We start from the raw sequence: 17795 nt of genomic DNA, 5'->3' as shown, positions 1-17795 counted from the left end.
ATTACCCTGCGACGGCTAACGACATTTCCTGTTTGAGGGACTGACCACGCGAGGCGGCGACGACGGCATCCACGTCGAGGATGAGCGCCACGCGACCGTCACCGAGGATGGTTGCGGCGGCGATGCCCGGGACATGGGTGTAGTTGGCTTCGAGCGACTTGATGACGACCTGACGCTGGCCCTGGATCGCATCGACCATGAGGGCGCGCTGGCCACCGCCTTCGGATTCCACGAGGAGGGCAACGCCTTCCATCGGGTTTGCCTGGCTGCCGCGGAAGTTCAGGATCCGGCCTACGTCCACCAGCGGGCAGAAGGAGTTGCGGATCGAGATCAGGCGCTGGTTGGCACCGAAGGAGTGGATGTTCTGCGCTTCCGGCTGCAGGGTTTCGACGATCGCGGTGAGCGGAACGACGAGCGTCTGGCCGGCGACCGTGACCACCATGCCGTCGAGGACGGCCAGCGTCAGCGGAAGGCTCATGGTGAAGGTCGAGCCCTGTCCGGGGCGCGAGGTGATCGAGATACGACCGCCGAGTGCCTGGATGGAGCGCTTGACGACGTCCATGCCGACGCCGCGGCCGGAGATGTCGGAGATCTTGTCGGCCGTGGAGAAGCCCGGCATGAAGATCAGGTTATCGATTTCCTCGTCCGTCAGGTTGGCATCGGCCGCGATCAGATCGTTGTCGATGGCCTTCTGACGCACGCGCTCGCGGTTGATACCTGCACCGTCGTCGACCAGTTCGATGACGATACGACCGGAGCGATGCTTTGCCGTCAGCTTGACGGTGCCTTCCGGGTTCTTGCCGGCGGCGGCGCGCTTTTCCGGGCTTTCGATGCCGTGGTCGACGGCATTTCGGATCATGTGGGTCAGCGGCTCTGCGAGCTTGTCGATGACCGTCTTGTCGACTTCGGTGTTTTCACCTTCGGTGACCAGACGGATCGACTTGCCGACCATGTCGGCGACTTCGCGAACGATACGCGACATGCGCTGGAAGACCGGCTTCACGGGCTGCGCGCGGATGGCCATGACCGAGTCCTGGATCTCGCGGGTGAGCTGCTGCAGCTCTTCGAGGCCCATGTTGACGGCGGAGGTTCCGTTGTTGTCGTTCTCGATGACGCTCTGCGAGAGCATCGCCTGGTTGATGACAAGCTCACCCACGAGGTTGATCAGGCGGTCGACGCGGTCGAGATCAACGCGGATGGTCTGACCGGCGGCGTTGTTGGCCTGGGCCTGAGCTGCGGCGGCAGCGGCGGCGGCAGCAGCGGCCGGCGATTCCTTCTTCTCAGGCTTTGCAGCGCTGGCTGCCATCTTCATGACGCCGGAGGCCGTGCCTGCTGCTTCGACGGCGGCAGCGACGGTTTCCTCGGCGGATTCCTGCTGCGGCTCCGGACCATCGTCGAGCGCCGAGAGGTCGAACGGCACCGGGATCATCGGCAGTTCTTCGCCGGGCGCTGCGGCTTCCGCCTCGCGCACCTTGATCTCGAGATCGCAATCCCATTCGGCGAATTCGAAGACCTGACGGATGGCTTCTTCGCCCTTCTCCGCCGTGATCTGGATCGACCAATGGAAATAGGCTGCTTCCGGATCCATGCTGTCCAGCGGCGGCAGGTCGTCCATGTTGCAGTTGATGCTCATCTCGCCGAGGCGAGACAGGTCACGAAGCAGGAGGGCTGCTTCGTTGCCCTTGGAGTAGAGCTCGCGACGCGGCTTGAAGGTCACGTCGAAGGTCGAGGGAACGATCGTCTCTTCCTCTTCGCCGCCGAAGCCGTCGAAGGTGAAGGGGATCGGCTGGAAACCGCTGTCATCGGTCGGTGCTGCCGCGACGGGTGCCGGAGCCGGTGCGGCAGGCTTGGCCGCGGGAACCGGGGCTGCCGACGGCGCGGGAACTTCGCCGTTGGCCAGAGCTTCCAGTTCCTTGACCAGACCGCTGGAGCGGCTTTCGTCCACGCTGCCGCCGTCACGAGAGGCCGTGACGAGGTCAGCCAGAACGTCTGCCGACTTCAGCATGACCTTCATGACTTCGGGGCCAGGTTCCAGCTTGTTGGAACGAACGCAATCAAGAGTCGTCTCGAAGACGTGTGCGAAGGCGACCAAATCGTCGAGACCGAAGGCACCGGCACCGCCCTTGATGGAGTGGACCGCGCGGAACACGGCGTTCACCGTTTCCGGATCCCGATCTCCATCATTCATTTTCAGAAGACCGGATTCCAGTTCCGCGAGCTGCTCCTCGCATTCCTGGAAAAAGATCTCTTTGATTTCGTTCATATCCATAGGAGAAATTCCCGGCTTAGGCGGTTACACGCTCAATGGCATCGATCAGCTTGGTCGGATCGAACGGCTTGACGATCCAGCCCGTCGCGCCAGCCTGGCGGGCGCGGTTCTTCTTTTCCGCGTCGCTTTCCGTGGTCAGAACCAGGATCGGGACCGCACGATACTTCTCGTTCTTGCGAACGCCTTCGATGAAGCCGAAGCCGTCGAGACGCGGCATGTTGATGTCGGTCACGATGACGTCGGGATTGCAGTCTTCGAGAACTTCCAGGCCCTCGACGCCATCTTCGGCCTGGATGGTCTCAAAGCCAGCATTGTTGAGGGTGACCAGAAGCATGTTACGAATGGTTCTGGAGTCATCCACGGTGAGCACTTTTTTCTTCATTGCCGGATCTCCTTAGCGAGCAGATGATCGATGTTCACGCCAATCAGTTGAAGGGTTTTAAGGAAGGCCTCGGAGGCCTTTCCATAAGAGAAGGGATGCTTGTCGGCTTCCCAGGCCTTGGCAGCTGCCATGAGGACCTGCACACACTGGGCGCCGACACGCTCGACGCCAGAAGCATCGATCGTCAGCGGAGCACCACGCATCGAGAGAATATTGGCCTTGAGGTTGGAAGCCTCGTTCAGGTCCAACACCGCGGCCAGCTTCAGGGCCTTCTGTTCGCCTTTCTTACTTGCCATCATTTCTTTCCTTGTGTCCCGAGGCTGCGGCAAAGAGGCCCGAATGTGGGTTCCAGGAGAACCATTCCCCCGGACAGATTGCCGAAATTCCCGCCCTTAACTTCCTTGTGTAGCGCATGGTGGTAAACAATCCCCTCACCCTCCGAGCCCGGCGATATGAACCGGGAAGCCAAAGTCTGAAGATTCCTCGTCAGCCATGTCCGGCGCGGAAAATGCCGGATTGACGGGGGCTGCAGCACCCTGCTCCCGCTGGTTCGACAGCTGAATGCGACCCGAACTGGCCTTCGGCGCGCGGCTCTGGCGCTCGATGTGGAATTCGCGGATCGTCGCCCCGAGTTCGAGAATGACCTTGTGCAGATCGTCGGTGCCTTCGCTCGACTGGCGCGCAAGGGCGGCGTTGCTGCCGATGTCGGCGCCCAGTCCAGCGACTGTTCCGGCGATGTTTGCCAGCTCGCCGGCCTGACGGTCGGTGCGGGCTGCGATGTCGGAAACCGTGCCACTGATATCGCCGACCTGCAGAACGATGTCTGCGATGGCGCCTTGGGTCTTGGCGACCATATCGACGCCGGCTTCGACCTGGTTCTTGGTCGTTGCAACCAGCGTCTTGATCTCGCGCGCTGCGTCGGCCGAACGCTGGGCGAGCGCCCGCACTTCCTGAGCAACCACCGCGAAGCCGCGACCGCTGTCGCCGGCGCGGGCGGCTTCAATGCCTGCATTCAGCGCCAGAAGATTGGTCTGGAAGGCGATTTCGTCGATCGCGCCGATGATATGACCGATCTGCTCGGCAGAGGCCTCGATATCCGCCATGGCAGAGATCGCCTGGCCGACCACTTCGCCGCTTGCTTCCACCGAGCTGCGGGTTGCGGCCACTGTCGCTTCCGCGCGCTTGGTCTGGCTGGCGCTTTCGCGCACACTGGTCGTCAGATCTTGCAGCGCGTGGCTTGTCTCTGCCATGGCGCCGGACTGGTTTTCCGCGCGTTCGGCATAAGAGCGGGCACTTTCGGCCATGCGGCCGGTCGTCTCGCGGACATGGTTCAGCCGCTGCTCGGAGGAGAGGAACGCGGTCTGGAGCTGTTCCAGCGCCTCGTTCATGCGACCTGCGAGATCGCCATAGGCTTCCGGCACATCGGCAGGCGCGCGAACCGTCAGATCACCGGCTGCGAGGCTCTCGACGATCGGGCGGAAGACGCCTTCGAACTCGGCGCGGTCCTGTTCGCGCTGAGCGGCGAGATCGCGATGGTGCTTGAGACGCAATTCGTTGAAGCGCAAGGACACGGCAATTTCGACATCGACCATCACCAGCCGGACAAGAGCTGCCACGAGGTCGGAGACTTCACGCTGGCGACGGCGGCTGGAAGGAAGCAGGCCGGCACCGGCGCTTTCGCCGATCGCCGTGGTCAGGAGATGTTCGAGGACCACAGCGTGGCCGGCAACGTGCCAGCGCGGATCGAGGCCCATGCGGCTTTCGCTGTCGGACAGAACCTTCACGCGCTCGGCATAAAGACCATCGAAACGGGCATCGGTCAGAACATCCCAGTGGGACGAGAGAAGATCATGGAGCCGATCATACTGGCGCTCGCTGGAGAACACGCGGGCCGCGTCGGGAGAGGTCTGCAGGCGCTGGAAAAGATCTCGCAAGGCGGTCTTCAGGGGCTGCGACAGCAGGTGGCGGTTCTGACGAAGCAGCTCGCACTGCGCTTCGTCGAGACCGGCAAAGCGCAGCCGGTCGCGCAGGCTGCCCGCCTGTGATCCCGTCGCCCGCTCCGTGGACATCCCCTGACCTGTCATTCGTCCCGACTGTGCCGCCCGAAGGGGCCTTCCATCCGTCCGACGATCTTGCAGTCACGCATGCGGAAAAACTGGTGTTCGGGATCCGGTCCCTACGCCGTCCGCATCATGGTCTGCCGGTTCATCGAACTGCTTCCATGTGAAATACAGACCGGACCAGAACCGGTACGACGGGATGGCGTCATGCCCGAAGGAAACTCTTGAGCGAGTCCCACTCCGACGTGTCCCCCAATCTTTATGGTTAATTCCTTGCTTGAAGGTTAATGGAATCTCCACCTGCACCCGCAATCCCTAATATGAGAAGATAATGTTTTATTTTGCTGCGCCTGGCTCATCGCGCTGGCGGAACAAAGGCCCGATCCGGTCGTTGCGCCGAAAAGCGACAGGAGTTCAGCGTGAGCGCGAGGGCAATCTGGAAAGGACATCTTTCGATCGGCGATCTCGGATGCGCGGTGGCGCTCTATTCCGCCGTCAACGGTGCCGAGCGCACGGCCTTTCACATCATCAATCGCGACACCGGCCATCGGGTGCGTCGCGAATATGTGGACGAGGACAGCGGACGCCCCGTTGGCAAGGACGATCTCGTCAAGGGCTATGACACGCCCGAAGGGCAGACTGTCATCCTGGAGCCGGACGAAATTCGCGACGCTGTTCCCGAAAGCGACAAGCGGCTCGAGCTTTCTGCGTTCTTAAGCTGCGATCAGATCGACACCCTCTATCTCGAACGCCCCTATTTCCTTGCCCCGGCCGACCGGCGCTCGGTGGAAGCCTATGAGCTGATCCGCGCGACCATGGAGGCTGAAGGTGTGGCGGCGATTGCCCGCACCGTGCTATTTCGCCGGGTCCGCAGCGTTCTCGTCCAGCCGCACGGCAAGGGCCTGATCGCCACGACACTGAACTACGATTACGAAGTCCGAAACGCGGCCGAGAGTTTCGAGGACATCTCCAAGGTAAAGATCGAGAAGGAGATGCTGGATCTGGCGCGCCATATCATCGGCACGAAGATGGGTGAATTCGATCCGAGCCAGTATGAGGACCGATACGAGGCGGCGCTGACCGAACTGGTCAAAGCGAAGATCGCCGGACGCAAGCCCAAGAAGCTGCCGAAGCGCAAGCCGGAGAATGTGACGAGCCTTCTCGATGCTCTGCGCAAGAGTGCGGGCGCGACCGAGACGGCGTCTTCGCCCAAACGCAAGGCGAGCACTGGCTCTGCGGCGAAGCAGAAGAAGGCAAGCTGACGATGTCGCTCTCCGAATATCGCCGCAAGCGTGACTTCAAGTCGACACCCGAGCCGAAGGCCCAGAAGACGAAGACGTCGGGCAATAGCTTCGTCGTCCAGAAACATGCGGCGCGGCGTCTGCACTATGATTTTCGCCTGGAGATGGACGGCGTTCTGAAAAGCTGGGCCGTCACGCGCGGCCCGAGCCTCGTTCCCGGGGACAAGCGGCTCGCGGTGCATGTGGAAGATCATCCGCTGGCCTATGGCGATTTCGAAGGTGTGATACCGCCCGGCCAATACGGATCGGGCGAGGTCATCGTCTGGGATCGCGGCACATGGGAGCCGATCCATGACGCCAAGAAGGGTTACAAGAAGGGGCATCTCGAATTCAGGCTGAAAGGCGAGAAGCTTGGCGGCCACTGGCACCTCGTGCGGATGGCCGGGAAAGAAGGGGAGACGCGCGAGAACTGGCTCCTGATCAAGGGAGAGGACGAGGCCGCTCGCCGCGAGGGAGATCCCGATATTGTGGAAGAGTTGCCGCTCTCCGTCAAAAGCGGTCGTCCCATCGAGAGCCTGAAGGGGGACGGCAAGGCCGCAGTCTGGAACTCGCGCAAGACCTCGAAGGCGAAGAAGCCGGCGGCTGCCAAAACCGCCACCGCTAAAGCGGACGCCAAGATCAAGGGCGCGAAGCCGGGGAGCCTACCTGACTTCCTGACACCGGCGCTCGCGACGTTGGTCAAATCCGTGCCCAAGGGTGACCGCTGGCTGCACGAAATCAAGCTTGACGGCTACCGGATCGAGGCCCGGATCGATCACGGCAAAGTCCAGTTGCTGACGCGGTCCGGCCTCGACTGGACGGACCGGTTCGGCAAAGGGATGGTCTCGGCCCTCAAGGCCCTGCCGGTCCAGTCTGCCCTGATCGACGGCGAGATCGTCGTCGAAAGCGGCAATGGCAGCAGCGATTTCTCTCTTCTGCAGCAGGATCTGAGCGAAGGCCGCGACGATCGCTTCACCTACTATGTCTTCGACCTGATGCATCTCGATGGCCAGGATTTGACCGGAGCTGCGCTCACAGACCGCAAGGCCCTGCTGGAGCCGCTGATCATCGAGGTGGGGGCACCGCTGAAGTATTCGAGCCATTTCGACGAAGGCGGAGATCTGGTTCTCAAGCATGCCTGCCGGCTCAGCCTTGAAGGCATCATTTCGAAAGTGGCCGATGCGCCCTACCGGCCGGGCCGCGGGCGTGACTGGGTCAAGTCGAAATGCACGGCGCGACAGGAGCTCGTCGTCGCAGGCTATGTGCCCTCCTCCGTTTCGGACAAGGCGATCGGCTCGCTGATCATGGGGGTGAACGAGCAAGACGGTTTGCGGCATGTCGGACGGGTCGGCACCGGCTATACGCAAAAGCTCGCCCGCCAGCTGTTCACGCGGCTTGAGCCACTGAAACGGGAGAAGAGCCCGTTCAAGGACAAGCTGACAAGCCTCGAACGCAAGGACGCCGTCTTCGTCGAGCCGGAGGTGGTGGCGGAGATCGAGTTTCGCGGCTGGACGGGCGACGCCCATCTGCGTCACGCGTCTTTCCGCGGGCTGAGGGAAGACAAGGCCGCCCGCGACGTCATCATTGAGACGCCCAAGACGAATACGCCAGCCAAGCAGGCAGGTGGTGGTCGTGGGTCTGCCAAGGACGCAAAGCAACAGGCAGCCAGCTTGGCCGCGCGCCGGCGTATCAACCTCACCCATCCCGATCGGCTCTACTGGCCTGAGGCTGGCGTGACGAAAGAAGGCCTGGCCGATTACTACGCGCTTGTCTGGCCGCGGATCGCGCCCTTCATCGTGGATCGACCGCTGGCGCTGCTGAGATGCCCGGAGGGGCACGAAAAGACCTGCTTCTTCCAGAAACATGGCTGGAGGGGCATGCGCAAGGAGATCATCACGATCCGCGATCCGAAGGACGACGAGGCGCTGGTCGCCATCCACGATCTAGACGGGCTCCTGTCGCTTGTTCAGGGGGCGGCACTCGAGATCCATCCATGGGGCTCCCGTGGGGGAGATCTGGAGCGGCCGGATATGGTCAATATCGACCTCGACCCGGGGCCGTATGTCGAATGGGAACGGGTGATCGCGGCGGCCTTCGAGGTGCGTCAACGGTTTGAAGACATGGGGCTGACGGGTTTCGTCAAGACATCGGGCGGCAAGGGCCTGCATGTCGTTGCGCCGCTCAAGCCAAAGGCGCAATGGCCGGAGGTGAAGGCGGCGATGAAGGCGCTGGCCGACGGGATGAGCGCTGACAGTCCGGACGATTACGTGTCGACGATCAGCAAGGCGAAACGCAAGGGCAAGATCCTGATCGATTATCTGCGCAATGGACGCGGGGCCACCGCCGTTGCTCCCTACTCCACTCGCGCAAGGGCCGGCGCACCGGTCTCCATGCCGCTTTCCTTCGATGAGCTGAGCCCGGAGATCCTGCCGAACCATTTCACCGTCGAGAACGTGCCGGCACGGCTGGCCGGAACCGACGCAGATCCCTGGGAAGATTTCCGCAAGGCTGAAGCGGTGCTGCAAACGAAAGCAAAATCCCGGCCTAAGAAGGGGCGGTAGACGGCGGGAAAGCGATACCTGCGATCCGATAGCAGGCCGTGGCTTCGCTATTTGCGAGAGGACGTCTTTTTTTCCGATGCGAGGCTCCGGCGCAGGGCTTCCATGATGTCAATGACATTGTCCTTGCGCTCCGGTTCCGCTGCCTTCTTCGGCTTGGTGCGCTTGGATTTCTTCGTCCGGTTTTCGATGATCTCGTGCAGACGCTCCTCGACGGGATCGCGCACCATTTTCGGGTCCCAGTCGCGCATCCGCGCCTCGATGAGCTTCTTCATCATCGTTCTGGCGCTGCTGGCTGGGGCTTCATCTGCAGACTGCTTGAAGAAGGGATCGGGATCGCGGACTTCATCGCCATAACGCAGGGTCCAGACCACCATGCCTTCGTCCCGCGGAACGAGGAGAACGGCATGCTCGCGGCGATAGAGCACCAGGCGGGCGATGCCGCCTGTCTTCGTCTTGCGCATGGCCTCGCGAATGACGGCGAAGGCTTCCTCGCTCACCTTGTCCGCCGGCGCCAAATAATGCGGGCTGTCGTACCACATCCAGCCAATCGAATCCTGCGGGACGAAACTCTCGATGTCGATGGTGCGCGTACTCTCGAGTGCGACGTCGTCCAGTTCTTCATCTTCGAACAGGACGTAATCATCCTCGCCGCGTTCGTAACCTTTGACCTGGTCCTCATCATCGACGGGTTTGCCGGTTTCGGAATCGACATAGCGACTGACGACCCTGTTGCCCGTTTCGCGGTTGATGTTGTGAAAACGAAGCTTGGCGCTTTCGGTGACGGCCGGTGTCATGGCAACGCGGCACGTGACCAGAGAGAGCTTCAGATAGCCTTTCCAGAACGCCCGCTGCGCCATGCGTCTTTCTCCTCCCGGGCCTCGTCTGTCCTCGGCACTGCCCCGGAGAACGCCAGGGTCAGGGAACAGTTCCAAACATTGTTCAAATCGCCGGTTGCAGCGGGAACTGTTTGCCCTTGGCGGCGTTCATCTCATGCCTGTTCCTCTTCAGTGATGAGCCGGAGGATTTGAAGTCGATATGGGGGTATCGCCGACAGATCCAGCCGGGGAGCCGGCGGGTGCGACGAGACCGCGCTCGGCCGATCATGACTGCGTGGGGAAGAGCAAGCGGCGACGACGGAGAATTGCCATGCCTGAACGAGACTACGACTGGATTGCCAGACGAGCCTATTCGCTCTGGGAGGAAGAGGGGCGCCCTGACGGCCGCGATGAGGCCCATTGGCAGACTGCCCTCAACGACTGGGAAACCCTGCACGCATCCGCGTCCGAGACAACGGCAAAAGCCGGCCGACGCATCGCCGATGCGCAGGCATCTGCCCAAGAAGAAGGTCTTGTTATCACGGAAGAGCCGGTGCGCCCGGTTCGCAAGGCGGCAAGGAGCCGGAAAGGGTGACCAAGGTGGCAGGAGTTGATCTTTCTCTAGCGCTGAGCCGGGCCCAGTTCATCCAGCGGGTGCGGGAAGCCTATTACCGGGACGATGAAGAGCTTCGTCCCCGTCGCCATTATCCCACGCGCGTGCCGCTGCACGTGCTTGCCGTCACCTCCGAAATTTATCCGCTGATCAAAACCGGCGGTCTCGCCGATGTGACCGGTGCCCTTCCCAAGGCGCTGTCCACCTACGGCATCGAAACCCACACGCTCGTCCCCGGCTACCCGTCCATCCTCGCCTTGGCGCGCCTTCACCCTCCGCTGATGGAGTTCGACGATCTCCTGGGAGAAAAGGCGACGCTGCGTCATCTCGAAATCGATGGCCTCAGCCTCTTCGTCCTCGACGCGCCGGCGCTCTACGAACGCCCGGGCGGCCCTTATGTCGATGAGCATGGCGTGGATCATCCGGACAACTGGAAGCGCTTTGCCGTGCTGTCGCTCGCGGGTGCCGAGATCGCTGCCGGGGCCCTGCCCGGCTGGAAGCCGGATCTCGTCCATACGCATGACTGGCAGTCGGCGCTGACCTCCGTCTATCTGCGCCAGATGGGTTCGGCAGTTCCCGTGGTCCTGACCATCCACAACCTCGCCTTCCAGGGGCAGTATTCGGCTGCGCTTCTGCCGCAGATTGGTCTGCCGCCGGAGGTCTATTCCATCGATCAGATGGAGTATTTCGGTGACATCAGCTACCTGAAGGGTGGCCTCGTCACCGCTGATCACATCACCGTCGTCAGCCCGACCTATGCCCGCGAGATCCTGTCTCCCACCTTTGGCATGGGCCTGGACGGTGTTTTGAACGCGCGGTTGGATCGTCTTCAGGGCATCGTCAACGGGATCGACAAGGAGATCTGGAACCCTGCGACCGATCCCTATCTGCCCTTCCGCTACGACATGAAGACACTTCGCACCAAGAAGAACAACAAGGCTCTGCTGCTCGAGCGTTTCAACCTCGAACCCGGTGATGGCCCGCTCTTCTCGGCTGTCACCCGCATCACCTGGCAGAAGGGCATGGACATGCTGGCCGAGGTTGCGGATGAGATCTTCCACTGGGGTGGACGCCTGATCGTTCACGGTCAGGGCGATCATGACATCGAGGATGCGCTCAAGGCGACGGCCGCGCGTTTCCCCGGAAAGATGGCGGTGTCCATCGGTTACAGCGAGCCGACAGCCCATCTCATCCACGGCGGATCCGACGGGATCATCCAGCCGTCGCGCTTCGAGCCCTGCGGGCTGACCCAGCTCTACGCCTTGCGGTACGGCTGTGTTCCCGTGGTCTCGCGGACGGGCGGGCTCTCGGAAACGATCATCGATGCGAATGACGCTGCGATTTCGGCACGTGCTGCCACGGGCTTCCAGTTCCACCCCGTGCGCCCCGAGGGCCTGCGTCATGCGCTGCGCCGCGCGGCCGAGGCCTATGGCGACAAGCGCAAGTGGGCGCGCCTGCAACTGCAGGCCATGCGCGCTGACTATTCGTGGGATCGCAGTGCAGAGAGCTATGCAGAGGTCTATGGCCGCCTGACGGAAGCGAACATCCAGCTTCGCCATTGAGGCCTAAGGGATTGCATAAAGAAGGGCCCGGATCAGATCCGGGCCCTTTACCTTTGTGGTATTGTTAAGGGGTCGTCTGCCCGCTTGGGCGGCTTTGGCCTGCTCCGCCCGTACCGGTCTGCGGTGTCGGGTCGCTGTCGGTTTCCATCGCGGGCAGAGTGCCGGTTGTGTTCCGCTCCTCGCTCGTCGTGCCACTCGTATTGTTGCTCGAGTCGCCACAGGCGGCGAGCAGACCCACCGTGGCAAACACGGCGGCGATCTTGATCAGTTTCATCTCCAGTCCTCTCTGTGCTGGTCGGCTTCCGCATGGAAGCGCTCGCGAACGGCGATCGTCCGTTCCAGGGCTGCAATATCCTCACTGGTGGCGGGCACAGGATCATCCGCGATCGCCTCAAGAACCGCGGGATCGATCGTGCCGGAGCGGATCGCCATCCGGAGGGTCTCGCGGGTCTGCCTCTCCGCCTCCAGCTGGGCGAAGAGCGCGATGATCAGGCGATCTCGCGGATCGGGAAAACGACGCCAGCGCGGCGGACGTACCTCGGACATAATCCACTCCCTTTGACAGAAGAAATTGCTCTCTGAGGAAACATTTGGAGCCGCGCAATGTTCCTCTCCCACAGGGTTTGTCCGCAGAGGAGAGGGTTTAATGGACGGCGATTTGAAGACGCTTGAGGCACGGCTGAATGCACATCGGGAGATCCTGATCTCACTCCTGACGGAGATCCTCACTTCGCCCAATCAAGCCCCTGAACTGCTGCGCAACCTCGAGCAGGAAGTGCTGCTTCGGGACGGGTCGGAAGATCCGGGTGTCGAGCCTTCGGCCGGTGTCGGACGCGGTCACGAAAAGGGTGAAGCCATCCGCGAAATTCTGGAGACGGCGAAAGCCCGAGCGTCTGCCCTTAGACGCTCTACGACCGACCTCGGCGAACCCAATGGTTTCACGCAAGCGACGAACGAGAGGAGATAATCATGCTCAGGAAGATGCTTTCTCAATTCTTCAGCAGGATCCGGCGCCGTCGGACGCCCGACACGGGCCTGCCGGAAAATCCGCAGGTTGCCTTGCCACTGCGGGCAGACCTGCCGCTCCGTGAGCGGTCACGGTCCCTTGTCGCTGTTCCCGCACAGATCAACGGAGCACGGATGGGGTCAGGGAAGTTCTGACCCTCGCGCTTACTTGTCGGCGGATTGGTCGCGAATGTCGAAATTGGCGTCCCAGTCCTTCGGCGGATCCTTCTTGCCGGGCGGCCATTTGTTGACGGTGGCATCCTCCGAGCCGGTCACAACGGTCGGCTTGGCGCTGGCGACACCGTCACTGTCTCCGCCCGCCTGCGTCCCTGCGAACTGACCCTGGGCGTCCTTGTGAACGCGTTTGACGTTTTTATCCTGATGATCGGACGACATGTTCTTTCCTCCGGTTTGCGGAGGATCAACCCTAGACCACCGTCAAAGGTTCCGAGCCCTATTCATCCGTGCCGGCAACGAAAGCTGATAGCGGAGCGACAAGCGTCCAGCGAAGGCCTGCTTCTTCGAAATCGACAGAAACCTTGCCCACGAATGCGCTCGCAGCGTGTCGCTCGATGACCGTGGAGCCGAAGCCACGGCGGGTCGGGGGCTTCACCGGCGGACCATGCTCTTCGATCCATTTCAGCCGCAGCTGGCGATCCTCGTATTCTTCGGAAGGCTCGAGGATTTCCCATTCGATCCGAAGGCGCCCTTCGAGCACGGACAAGGCGCCATATTTGACCGAATTGGTGGCAAGCTCGTGAAAGACGAGCCCGAGATTCTGGACCGCATTGGCGTTGACCAGCAGTTCCGGCCCCTGCCGTGAGACACGATCGATCGAACCGACGACCGTCGTCAGCTGGAGGTCCACAAGCGAAGCTAAGGGAATGCCACCCCATTGCTGCTTCGCGAGTGCCTCGATCGACTGCGCCAGACCCGCGAGGCGCCCGCTCACTGCGCGCTGGAATTCTTCGACGTCATCGGTTCCGCGCGCCAGCTGCCGCATCATCGCCTGCACGAGGGACAGGATGTTCTTCGTTCGATGGACGAGTTCCTGGAGAATGAAATGGATGCGCTCCTCGGCTTCCGCACGATCGAAGGAGGCATTGGACAGAGCGATGGCGACCTGATTTGCCTCGACGATCTTGGTCCGCTCCGGCGAGACGATTTCACCACGGCCGATGCGTTCGGCCATGTTGGCAATTTTCCGGATGGCGGACCGCAATTGATGGGCCGCAATCGAAGCCAGGCCGAGCACGATCGTCAGGAAGATCAGGCTGCCGATCAACAGGCTCTTCCAGAGCGTGACGAAAGAGTTGTTGAGGTTGTCGGCCGGGCCCCAGACGATGGCGCGCCAGGGCCAGTCAGCCACCTTGGCGTATCCGAGAAGGTGTTGCCGGCCTTCCCGATAGAAGACGGCGCTGCCGTTCATCCCGAACATGAGTTCCGGCCAGTTTGCCTCCACCTGCGTTCCGGGCGGCCTGACGTCTGCACCATTGGAAACGACGATGCGGCCTTCCCCATCGACAAGGGCAGCCGTCCAGCCGAGCGGGAGCGTATCGCGGAAGGTGAGATTGCGAAGGCTTTCCGCGTCCTGCGTTAGCACCACGGCCTCGGTGCCGGCTGGCCCGGGCTCTTTGAGTGGCATCGTCAGATTGACGACCCAACGCTGGCTGGTTGCGCCCAGGAAAACGCCTGAGAGTTCTACCTTACCCGATTCCAAGGCCGAGGAGACGGATTGGGGATTGGCCATGGGCCGGAGAGGCGCCCCCCATGGCATACGGGTGTTCAAAATCTGGATGCCATCGCCGCGCGCCAGGAGGACATAGAGCGAACTGTCCTTCAGGCTTTCGCTGACACGGGTATGAAAGGCCTGCAGATCGCCCTGCTGCAGCTCTACGGAGTTGGCGACGAGGGCCAGCGTTGTTTCCAGGTCGGAGAGCTTGCGCTCGACTGTGCGGCTGATGGCCTGCGCATTTTGGGCAACATCGGTCCGAAGGGTCTGGAACTGCGACCTCTCGAGTTCCAGGAGGAGGAAAGCGACGAAGGCAAGCAATGGCAGCGTGGCAAGCGCTGCCATCGTGACCAGATAAGATCCGATTGTCGCCGTCGGGAAGAACCCCAGAAGTGTTTTCGAGATCCGGCTCAAGGAGCAGCCCTCCCCGGGGATACCCCGGATCTCCCGCGTGTCTTGGCGAACCAATTTCTATCAAGCGCGTTAGGAAGATGAGACCGAAGAAGGAGAGTGCGATGATCTTCAAGCCGCAACTGTTCCACGGCGAGGCGCCGACCGTCGCCGAAGAGAACCCGACAGAGGCAACGCTCGAGCAGCGTGTGGCCGACGCCCTGGCGTCTACGCAGGGCACGGGGGCCGAAGGCTTGCGGGTCGTGGCGAGCGGGGGCGAGATATTTCTCTTCGGCGCGGTCAGCACGCGCGAAGAAATGGACCGTGCTGTGGAAGCCGCGCTGACGGTGGCCGGTGTCGAGAAAGTTACGGTGCACATGGAGACTGACGAAGCGCCGTGATCGAGACCGTTCGCCACACAAGGTCCGCTCGACGCGCGGCATGGCGCATTCGGAGACCAAAAGTCTCCGCCTCACGCCGCTGCAGCCCGCCTCACCCCTGATTGCCTTCACCGAAGTTCCGATGCCACTTGCAAAGCGGCGTGCTCAGGCACGACCGCTCATTCCCGTCATGCCGTCCGATCCCCAGGACTGATTGATGCCGCCGATCTCAAGCATGCGACCTTTCAGATCCTGCTGACGCAGAACAGTCGTCTTGCGCTTGGCGGTTTGGCTTTCCGAATAGCCGCGTGCGGCTTCCACCGCGAGCCTGTAGCTCGGGTAGACCGGTGACTGGCCTTCTTCGGACAGAAAGCACCAACCGCTCGCCTGAGGGATGATGTCACAATAAACTTGAGTCATGCCGCACTCCTCCTGATTGCCCACAAACGAACAAGATGATGAAGGGTTCCGCGACCTCTGATGTTTTTTACCAAGTTTGCGAAATCAACCGCAGACGATGATCAGTGCGCGCAGAGCAAAGCGTGAGAGATCCCGGATATCGGCCTCTGCCTCACCGGGCATGACATGAATGGTTTGCCCGTGGACCGGCGGCAAAGTGGCTTCGTAATCGCTGAAATTACACCGCAATTGCCAGCGGCGCTCTCCCAGCTGCCAGTCGATCGCGAGCAACCCTTCCTCCGCAGTCAGGACATGCCCCACGCCGCCTCCGATATCGCGCAGCAGAGGCATGAGATGCTCGTGGCGCTTCTGCAGGAGATCCCGGAACTCGGCCATCACCTTCACGCCCTCCTCCGTTTCGGCCTCCTGCCAATCGAGTTTGGAGTCTGAGAAGGTTGCGACATCAGTCGGATCCCGGATCTCGTCCAGTGTCAGATCCGCCGAGCCGAAAGCTTCGCCCTGGCGCAACCGGTCTTCGGGCGTGTTCTGGTCAAAATCTTCGGGATAATCGGCGAAAAAGAAGAAGCGGCCCTTCGACTGGAACTCGTCTCCCATGAAGACCATCGGAATCTGTGGCGACAACAGCAGCATGGCCATCAGCCGTGCAGCAAGATCAGCCTCGATGTTGCCCCAGAGGCGGTCGCCGCGTCCGCGGTTGCCAATCTGATCGTGGTTCTGCAAGAAGTTTATGAAGGTGACCGGTGGCAGATGACCGCTTGGCTCACCCACCAGCTCGTCTCCCTTCTCCGCGATCTTTTCCCCTTGGAGAGCAAAGCCGGTGGCGAGTGTCTTGCCGATCCTCGGCCAGAAGTCCTTGGCGAAGACCTTGAAGTGGCCGCCGTGCTCACCCGTTGCCCAGGCATGGATCAGGTGGTGGTAACCGTCGTTCCAGACAGCGTCATAGAGCCGGACCGAATTGTCTTCGGAGCGCTCATGAAGCGCCGTGATGCAACGGCCATCCTCGACCACGAGGTGAACATGCCGCTCGGGCAGCGCGTCGCGGATGCGCAGCGCCATTTCTTCCATGATGTGAACATCGCTGGTCTGGTCTTCGATGCGATCGACCGCATCGAAACGCAGGCCGTCCAGGGCAAATTCCTCCAGCCAGTACAGAGCGTTTTCGATGACGAAATCCCGCATGGGTTTGCGGGTCACGTCGGGCCGCGGCCCCCAGGGCGTGCCTTCGTCCATGAAGAGATCAGGCGCGTAGGCCTCAAGGTAGTTTCCGTCGAGGCCGAGGTGATTGTAGACCACATCGAGCATGACCATGAGGCCAAGGCCATGCGCCTTGTCGATGAAGGCCTTCATATCGGCGGGCTCGCCATAGGCCGGATGCGGCGTGTAGAGCAGCACCCCATCATAACCCCAGCCGCGCTGCCCACCGAAAGCCGCGACGGGCATCAGCTGGATCGTCGTGATCCCCAAGTCCTTGAGGTCAGAAAGCTTTTCGGCCGCGGCGGCGAACGTGCCTTCCTCCGTGAAGGTGCCGACATGGATCTCGTAGACCACGGCTTCCGACCAGGGGCGACCTTTCCAGCCGCTGGCCTTCCAGGAATACGCTGTGGGATCAACTACCAGGGAAGCGCCGTGGACATCGCTTTCCAGCGCACGGCCTGCCGGATCCGGGACCTGTCGGCCATCCGGCAGCACGAAGCTGTAGGGCGTGCCGGGAGGGACATTGGTGGCCAGCAGCTCGAACCAGCCGTCCCCCGTCGTCGACATGGGAACCTGTTCGTCGGCCAGACGAAGGCTCAGGGCTTCGACACCCGATGCGTAGATGCGGAAGCGGACCTCGCCAGCGGCGGTGTATTCCGCACCCCAGCTTTTCGGGAATACGCGGTATTCCAGCGCAGCGTCCAAGTTCTCAGCATCAAGCCCTGCAATCCGCTCGTCCATCTGTTCGCCTTCTCGCTTTAAACTCCGAAGCGAACGAACCCTGAGGCGTGCCGAAAGTTCCGCGGCGGGAAGGCATGATGATTGAGCGAGCGGATACCCTTGTTTTCAGGAACAAAGCCGGTCCGGGCGAATTGCTCTTGCATATGCCGACCTCGACCGCATTTTGCGGCAGGCGGCCAAGAGGGAGATGATCATGCCCATCAACAATCCATCATCGCCATATGAAGATCAGCCGCCGATGCCGGCGCCGACCTGGGCACCGGACGTTCCGGTCGAAGAGCCGGAACCGGATGTGCTGCCGGACGAGTTGCCGAATCCCAATCCGGACGAAACGCGCGATCCGCCGGTCGTGGAGCCCGGCGCACCGATGTAAGCCGAACCGGGTCGCCTG

General features: G+C 61.8%; 18 protein-coding genes. 7 read left to right on the top strand and 11 right to left on the bottom strand.

The features are described from left to right. Window position 1: 1 nt before the first annotated feature. The 4 genes from M1E12_RS00495 to M1E12_RS00480 form a co-directional block, all read right to left on the bottom strand. Window positions 2-2269, bottom strand: coding sequence for a chemotaxis protein CheA (locus M1E12_RS00495; protein ID WP_113459912.1), 2268 nt, complete (start codon window positions 2267-2269; stop codon window positions 2-4). Window positions 2270-2285: 16 nt separating this feature from the next. Then, window positions 2286-2651 carry a chemotaxis response regulator CheY1 gene (gene cheY1, locus M1E12_RS00490; RefSeq protein ID WP_113459913.1) on the bottom strand — a complete coding sequence of 122 codons (366 nt, stop codon included), beginning with the start codon at window positions 2649-2651 and terminating at the stop codon, window positions 2286-2288. Next, the gene (locus tag M1E12_RS00485) at window positions 2648-2947 is read right to left on the bottom strand and encodes an STAS domain-containing protein (RefSeq protein ID WP_113459914.1); all 300 of its coding nucleotides are present in this window, start codon (window positions 2945-2947) and stop codon (window positions 2648-2650) included. The genes cheY1 and M1E12_RS00485 overlap by 4 nt, the downstream gene beginning before the upstream one ends. A 135-nt stretch (window positions 2948-3082) precedes the next feature. Next, window positions 3083-4720 carry a methyl-accepting chemotaxis protein gene (locus tag M1E12_RS00480; protein ID WP_479563361.1) on the bottom strand — a complete coding sequence of 546 codons (1638 nt, stop codon included), beginning with the start codon at window positions 4718-4720 and terminating at the stop codon, window positions 3083-3085. A 410-nt stretch (window positions 4721-5130) separates the two neighbouring features. Here M1E12_RS00480 and ku (M1E12_RS00475) point away from each other — a divergent pair, with 410 nt between their 5' ends. Next, complete coding sequence (gene ku / locus M1E12_RS00475) at window positions 5131-5973, top strand: non-homologous end joining protein Ku (protein ID WP_479563360.1); 843 nt, start codon at window positions 5131-5133, stop codon at window positions 5971-5973. A 2-nt stretch (window positions 5974-5975) separates the two neighbouring features. After that, the gene (gene ligD / locus M1E12_RS00470; RefSeq protein WP_479563359.1) at window positions 5976-8552 is read left to right on the top strand and encodes a DNA ligase D; all 2577 of its coding nucleotides are present in this window, start codon (window positions 5976-5978) and stop codon (window positions 8550-8552) included. 47 nt (window positions 8553-8599) lie between these two features. Here ligD and ku (M1E12_RS00465) read toward each other — a convergent pair whose 3' ends face one another. Further along, window positions 8600-9409 carry a non-homologous end joining protein Ku gene (gene ku, locus M1E12_RS00465; protein ID WP_479563358.1) on the bottom strand — a complete coding sequence of 270 codons (810 nt, stop codon included), beginning with the start codon at window positions 9407-9409 and terminating at the stop codon, window positions 8600-8602. Between the two features lie 289 nt (window positions 9410-9698). Between ku (M1E12_RS00465) and M1E12_RS00460 the strand changes: the two genes are divergently transcribed. Both M1E12_RS00460 and glgA read left to right on the top strand, forming a co-directional pair. Further along, window positions 9699-9962, top strand: a complete 264-nt coding sequence (locus tag M1E12_RS00460; RefSeq protein ID WP_113459919.1) for a DUF2934 domain-containing protein — start codon at window positions 9699-9701, stop codon at window positions 9960-9962. A gap of 128 nt (window positions 9963-10090) precedes the next feature. After that, a complete protein-coding gene (gene glgA / locus M1E12_RS00455) occupies window positions 10091-11542 on the top strand; it encodes a glycogen synthase GlgA (RefSeq protein ID WP_479564786.1) in 1452 nt (483 codons plus the stop codon). A 64-nt stretch (window positions 11543-11606) separates the two neighbouring features. On the opposite strand, the gene M1E12_RS00450 is transcribed toward glgA, so the two are convergent. Both M1E12_RS00450 and M1E12_RS00445 read right to left on the bottom strand, forming a co-directional pair. After that, complete coding sequence (locus M1E12_RS00450) at window positions 11607-11816, bottom strand: hypothetical protein (protein ID WP_479563357.1); 210 nt, start codon at window positions 11814-11816, stop codon at window positions 11607-11609. Beyond that, on the bottom strand, window positions 11813-12088 hold the full coding sequence (locus tag M1E12_RS00445; RefSeq protein WP_113459922.1) for a hypothetical protein: 276 nt from the start codon (window positions 12086-12088) through the stop codon (window positions 11813-11815). The genes M1E12_RS00450 and M1E12_RS00445 overlap by 4 nt, the downstream gene beginning before the upstream one ends. A gap of 100 nt (window positions 12089-12188) precedes the next feature. Between M1E12_RS00445 and M1E12_RS00440 the strand changes: the two genes are divergently transcribed. Further along, complete coding sequence (locus M1E12_RS00440; protein ID WP_479563356.1) at window positions 12189-12509, top strand: hypothetical protein; 321 nt, start codon at window positions 12189-12191, stop codon at window positions 12507-12509. 203 nt (window positions 12510-12712) lie between these two features. Here M1E12_RS00440 and M1E12_RS00435 read toward each other — a convergent pair whose 3' ends face one another. Beyond that, window positions 12713-12943: a hypothetical protein gene (locus M1E12_RS00435; protein ID WP_479563355.1), complete on the bottom strand. Its 231-nt coding sequence runs from the start codon at window positions 12941-12943 to the stop codon at window positions 12713-12715. Between the two features lie 58 nt (window positions 12944-13001). Further along, window positions 13002-14693 (bottom strand): HWE histidine kinase domain-containing protein, encoded by a 1692-nt coding sequence (locus M1E12_RS00430; RefSeq protein ID WP_479563354.1) that lies wholly within the window; start codon window positions 14691-14693, stop codon window positions 13002-13004. A 77-nt stretch (window positions 14694-14770) separates the two neighbouring features. On the opposite strand from M1E12_RS00430, the gene M1E12_RS00425 reads away from it, so the two are divergent. Beyond that, window positions 14771-15070, top strand: coding sequence for a BON domain-containing protein (locus M1E12_RS00425; RefSeq protein WP_479563353.1), 300 nt, complete (start codon window positions 14771-14773; stop codon window positions 15068-15070). Window positions 15071-15214: 144 nt separating this feature from the next. Here M1E12_RS00425 and M1E12_RS00420 read toward each other — a convergent pair whose 3' ends face one another. Both M1E12_RS00420 and treZ read right to left on the bottom strand, forming a co-directional pair. Next, entirely contained in the window at window positions 15215-15469 is a 255-nt protein-coding gene (locus M1E12_RS00420; protein ID WP_479563352.1) for a hypothetical protein, read from the bottom strand. An 84-nt stretch (window positions 15470-15553) separates the two neighbouring features. After that, on the bottom strand, window positions 15554-17404 hold the full coding sequence (treZ, locus tag M1E12_RS00415; RefSeq protein ID WP_479563351.1) for a malto-oligosyltrehalose trehalohydrolase: 1851 nt from the start codon (window positions 17402-17404) through the stop codon (window positions 15554-15556). A gap of 193 nt (window positions 17405-17597) precedes the next feature. Between treZ and M1E12_RS00410 the strand changes: the two genes are divergently transcribed. Continuing rightward, window positions 17598-17777: a hypothetical protein gene (locus M1E12_RS00410; RefSeq protein WP_113459929.1), complete on the top strand. Its 180-nt coding sequence runs from the start codon at window positions 17598-17600 to the stop codon at window positions 17775-17777. The last annotated feature ends 18 nt before the right edge of the window (window positions 17778-17795 follow it).

The sequence above is a fragment of the Rhizobium sp. K33 genome (genome assembly GCF_056501445.1).
The sequence above is the reverse complement of the archived record's forward strand: the minus strand, read 5'-3'. Positions and strand labels throughout refer to the sequence as shown.

What these genes read in the sequence shown, in the direction of transcription:
- treZ (WP_479563351.1), bottom strand. Translation starts at nt 17,404, where the DNA reads ATGGACGAGCGGATTGCAGGGCTTGATGCTGAGAACTTGGACGCTGCG.
- M1E12_RS00440 (WP_479563356.1), top strand. Translation starts at nt 12,189, where the DNA reads ATGGACGGCGATTTGAAGACGCTTGAGGCACGGCTGAATGCACATCGG.
- M1E12_RS00435 (WP_479563355.1), bottom strand. Translation starts at nt 12,943, where the DNA reads ATGTCGTCCGATCATCAGGATAAAAACGTCAAACGCGTTCACAAGGAC.
- cheY1 (WP_113459913.1), bottom strand. Translation starts at nt 2,651, where the DNA reads ATGAAGAAAAAAGTGCTCACCGTGGATGACTCCAGAACCATTCGTAAC.
- M1E12_RS00485 (WP_113459914.1), bottom strand. Translation starts at nt 2,947, where the DNA reads ATGGCAAGTAAGAAAGGCGAACAGAAGGCCCTGAAGCTGGCCGCGGTG.
- M1E12_RS00445 (WP_113459922.1), bottom strand. Translation starts at nt 12,088, where the DNA reads ATGTCCGAGGTACGTCCGCCGCGCTGGCGTCGTTTTCCCGATCCGCGA.
- ligD (WP_479563359.1), top strand. Translation starts at nt 5,976, where the DNA reads ATGTCGCTCTCCGAATATCGCCGCAAGCGTGACTTCAAGTCGACACCC.
- M1E12_RS00410 (WP_113459929.1), top strand. Translation starts at nt 17,598, where the DNA reads ATGCCCATCAACAATCCATCATCGCCATATGAAGATCAGCCGCCGATG.
- M1E12_RS00450 (WP_479563357.1), bottom strand. Translation starts at nt 11,816, where the DNA reads ATGAAACTGATCAAGATCGCCGCCGTGTTTGCCACGGTGGGTCTGCTC.
- M1E12_RS00480 (WP_479563361.1), bottom strand. Translation starts at nt 4,720, where the DNA reads ATGTCCACGGAGCGGGCGACGGGATCACAGGCGGGCAGCCTGCGCGAC.
- ku (WP_479563358.1), bottom strand. Translation starts at nt 9,409, where the DNA reads ATGGCGCAGCGGGCGTTCTGGAAAGGCTATCTGAAGCTCTCTCTGGTC.
- M1E12_RS00460 (WP_113459919.1), top strand. Translation starts at nt 9,699, where the DNA reads ATGCCTGAACGAGACTACGACTGGATTGCCAGACGAGCCTATTCGCTC.
- M1E12_RS00495 (WP_113459912.1), bottom strand. Translation starts at nt 2,269, where the DNA reads ATGGATATGAACGAAATCAAAGAGATCTTTTTCCAGGAATGCGAGGAG.
- M1E12_RS00420 (WP_479563352.1), bottom strand. Translation starts at nt 15,469, where the DNA reads ATGACTCAAGTTTATTGTGACATCATCCCTCAGGCGAGCGGTTGGTGC.
- M1E12_RS00425 (WP_479563353.1), top strand. Translation starts at nt 14,771, where the DNA reads ATGAGACCGAAGAAGGAGAGTGCGATGATCTTCAAGCCGCAACTGTTC.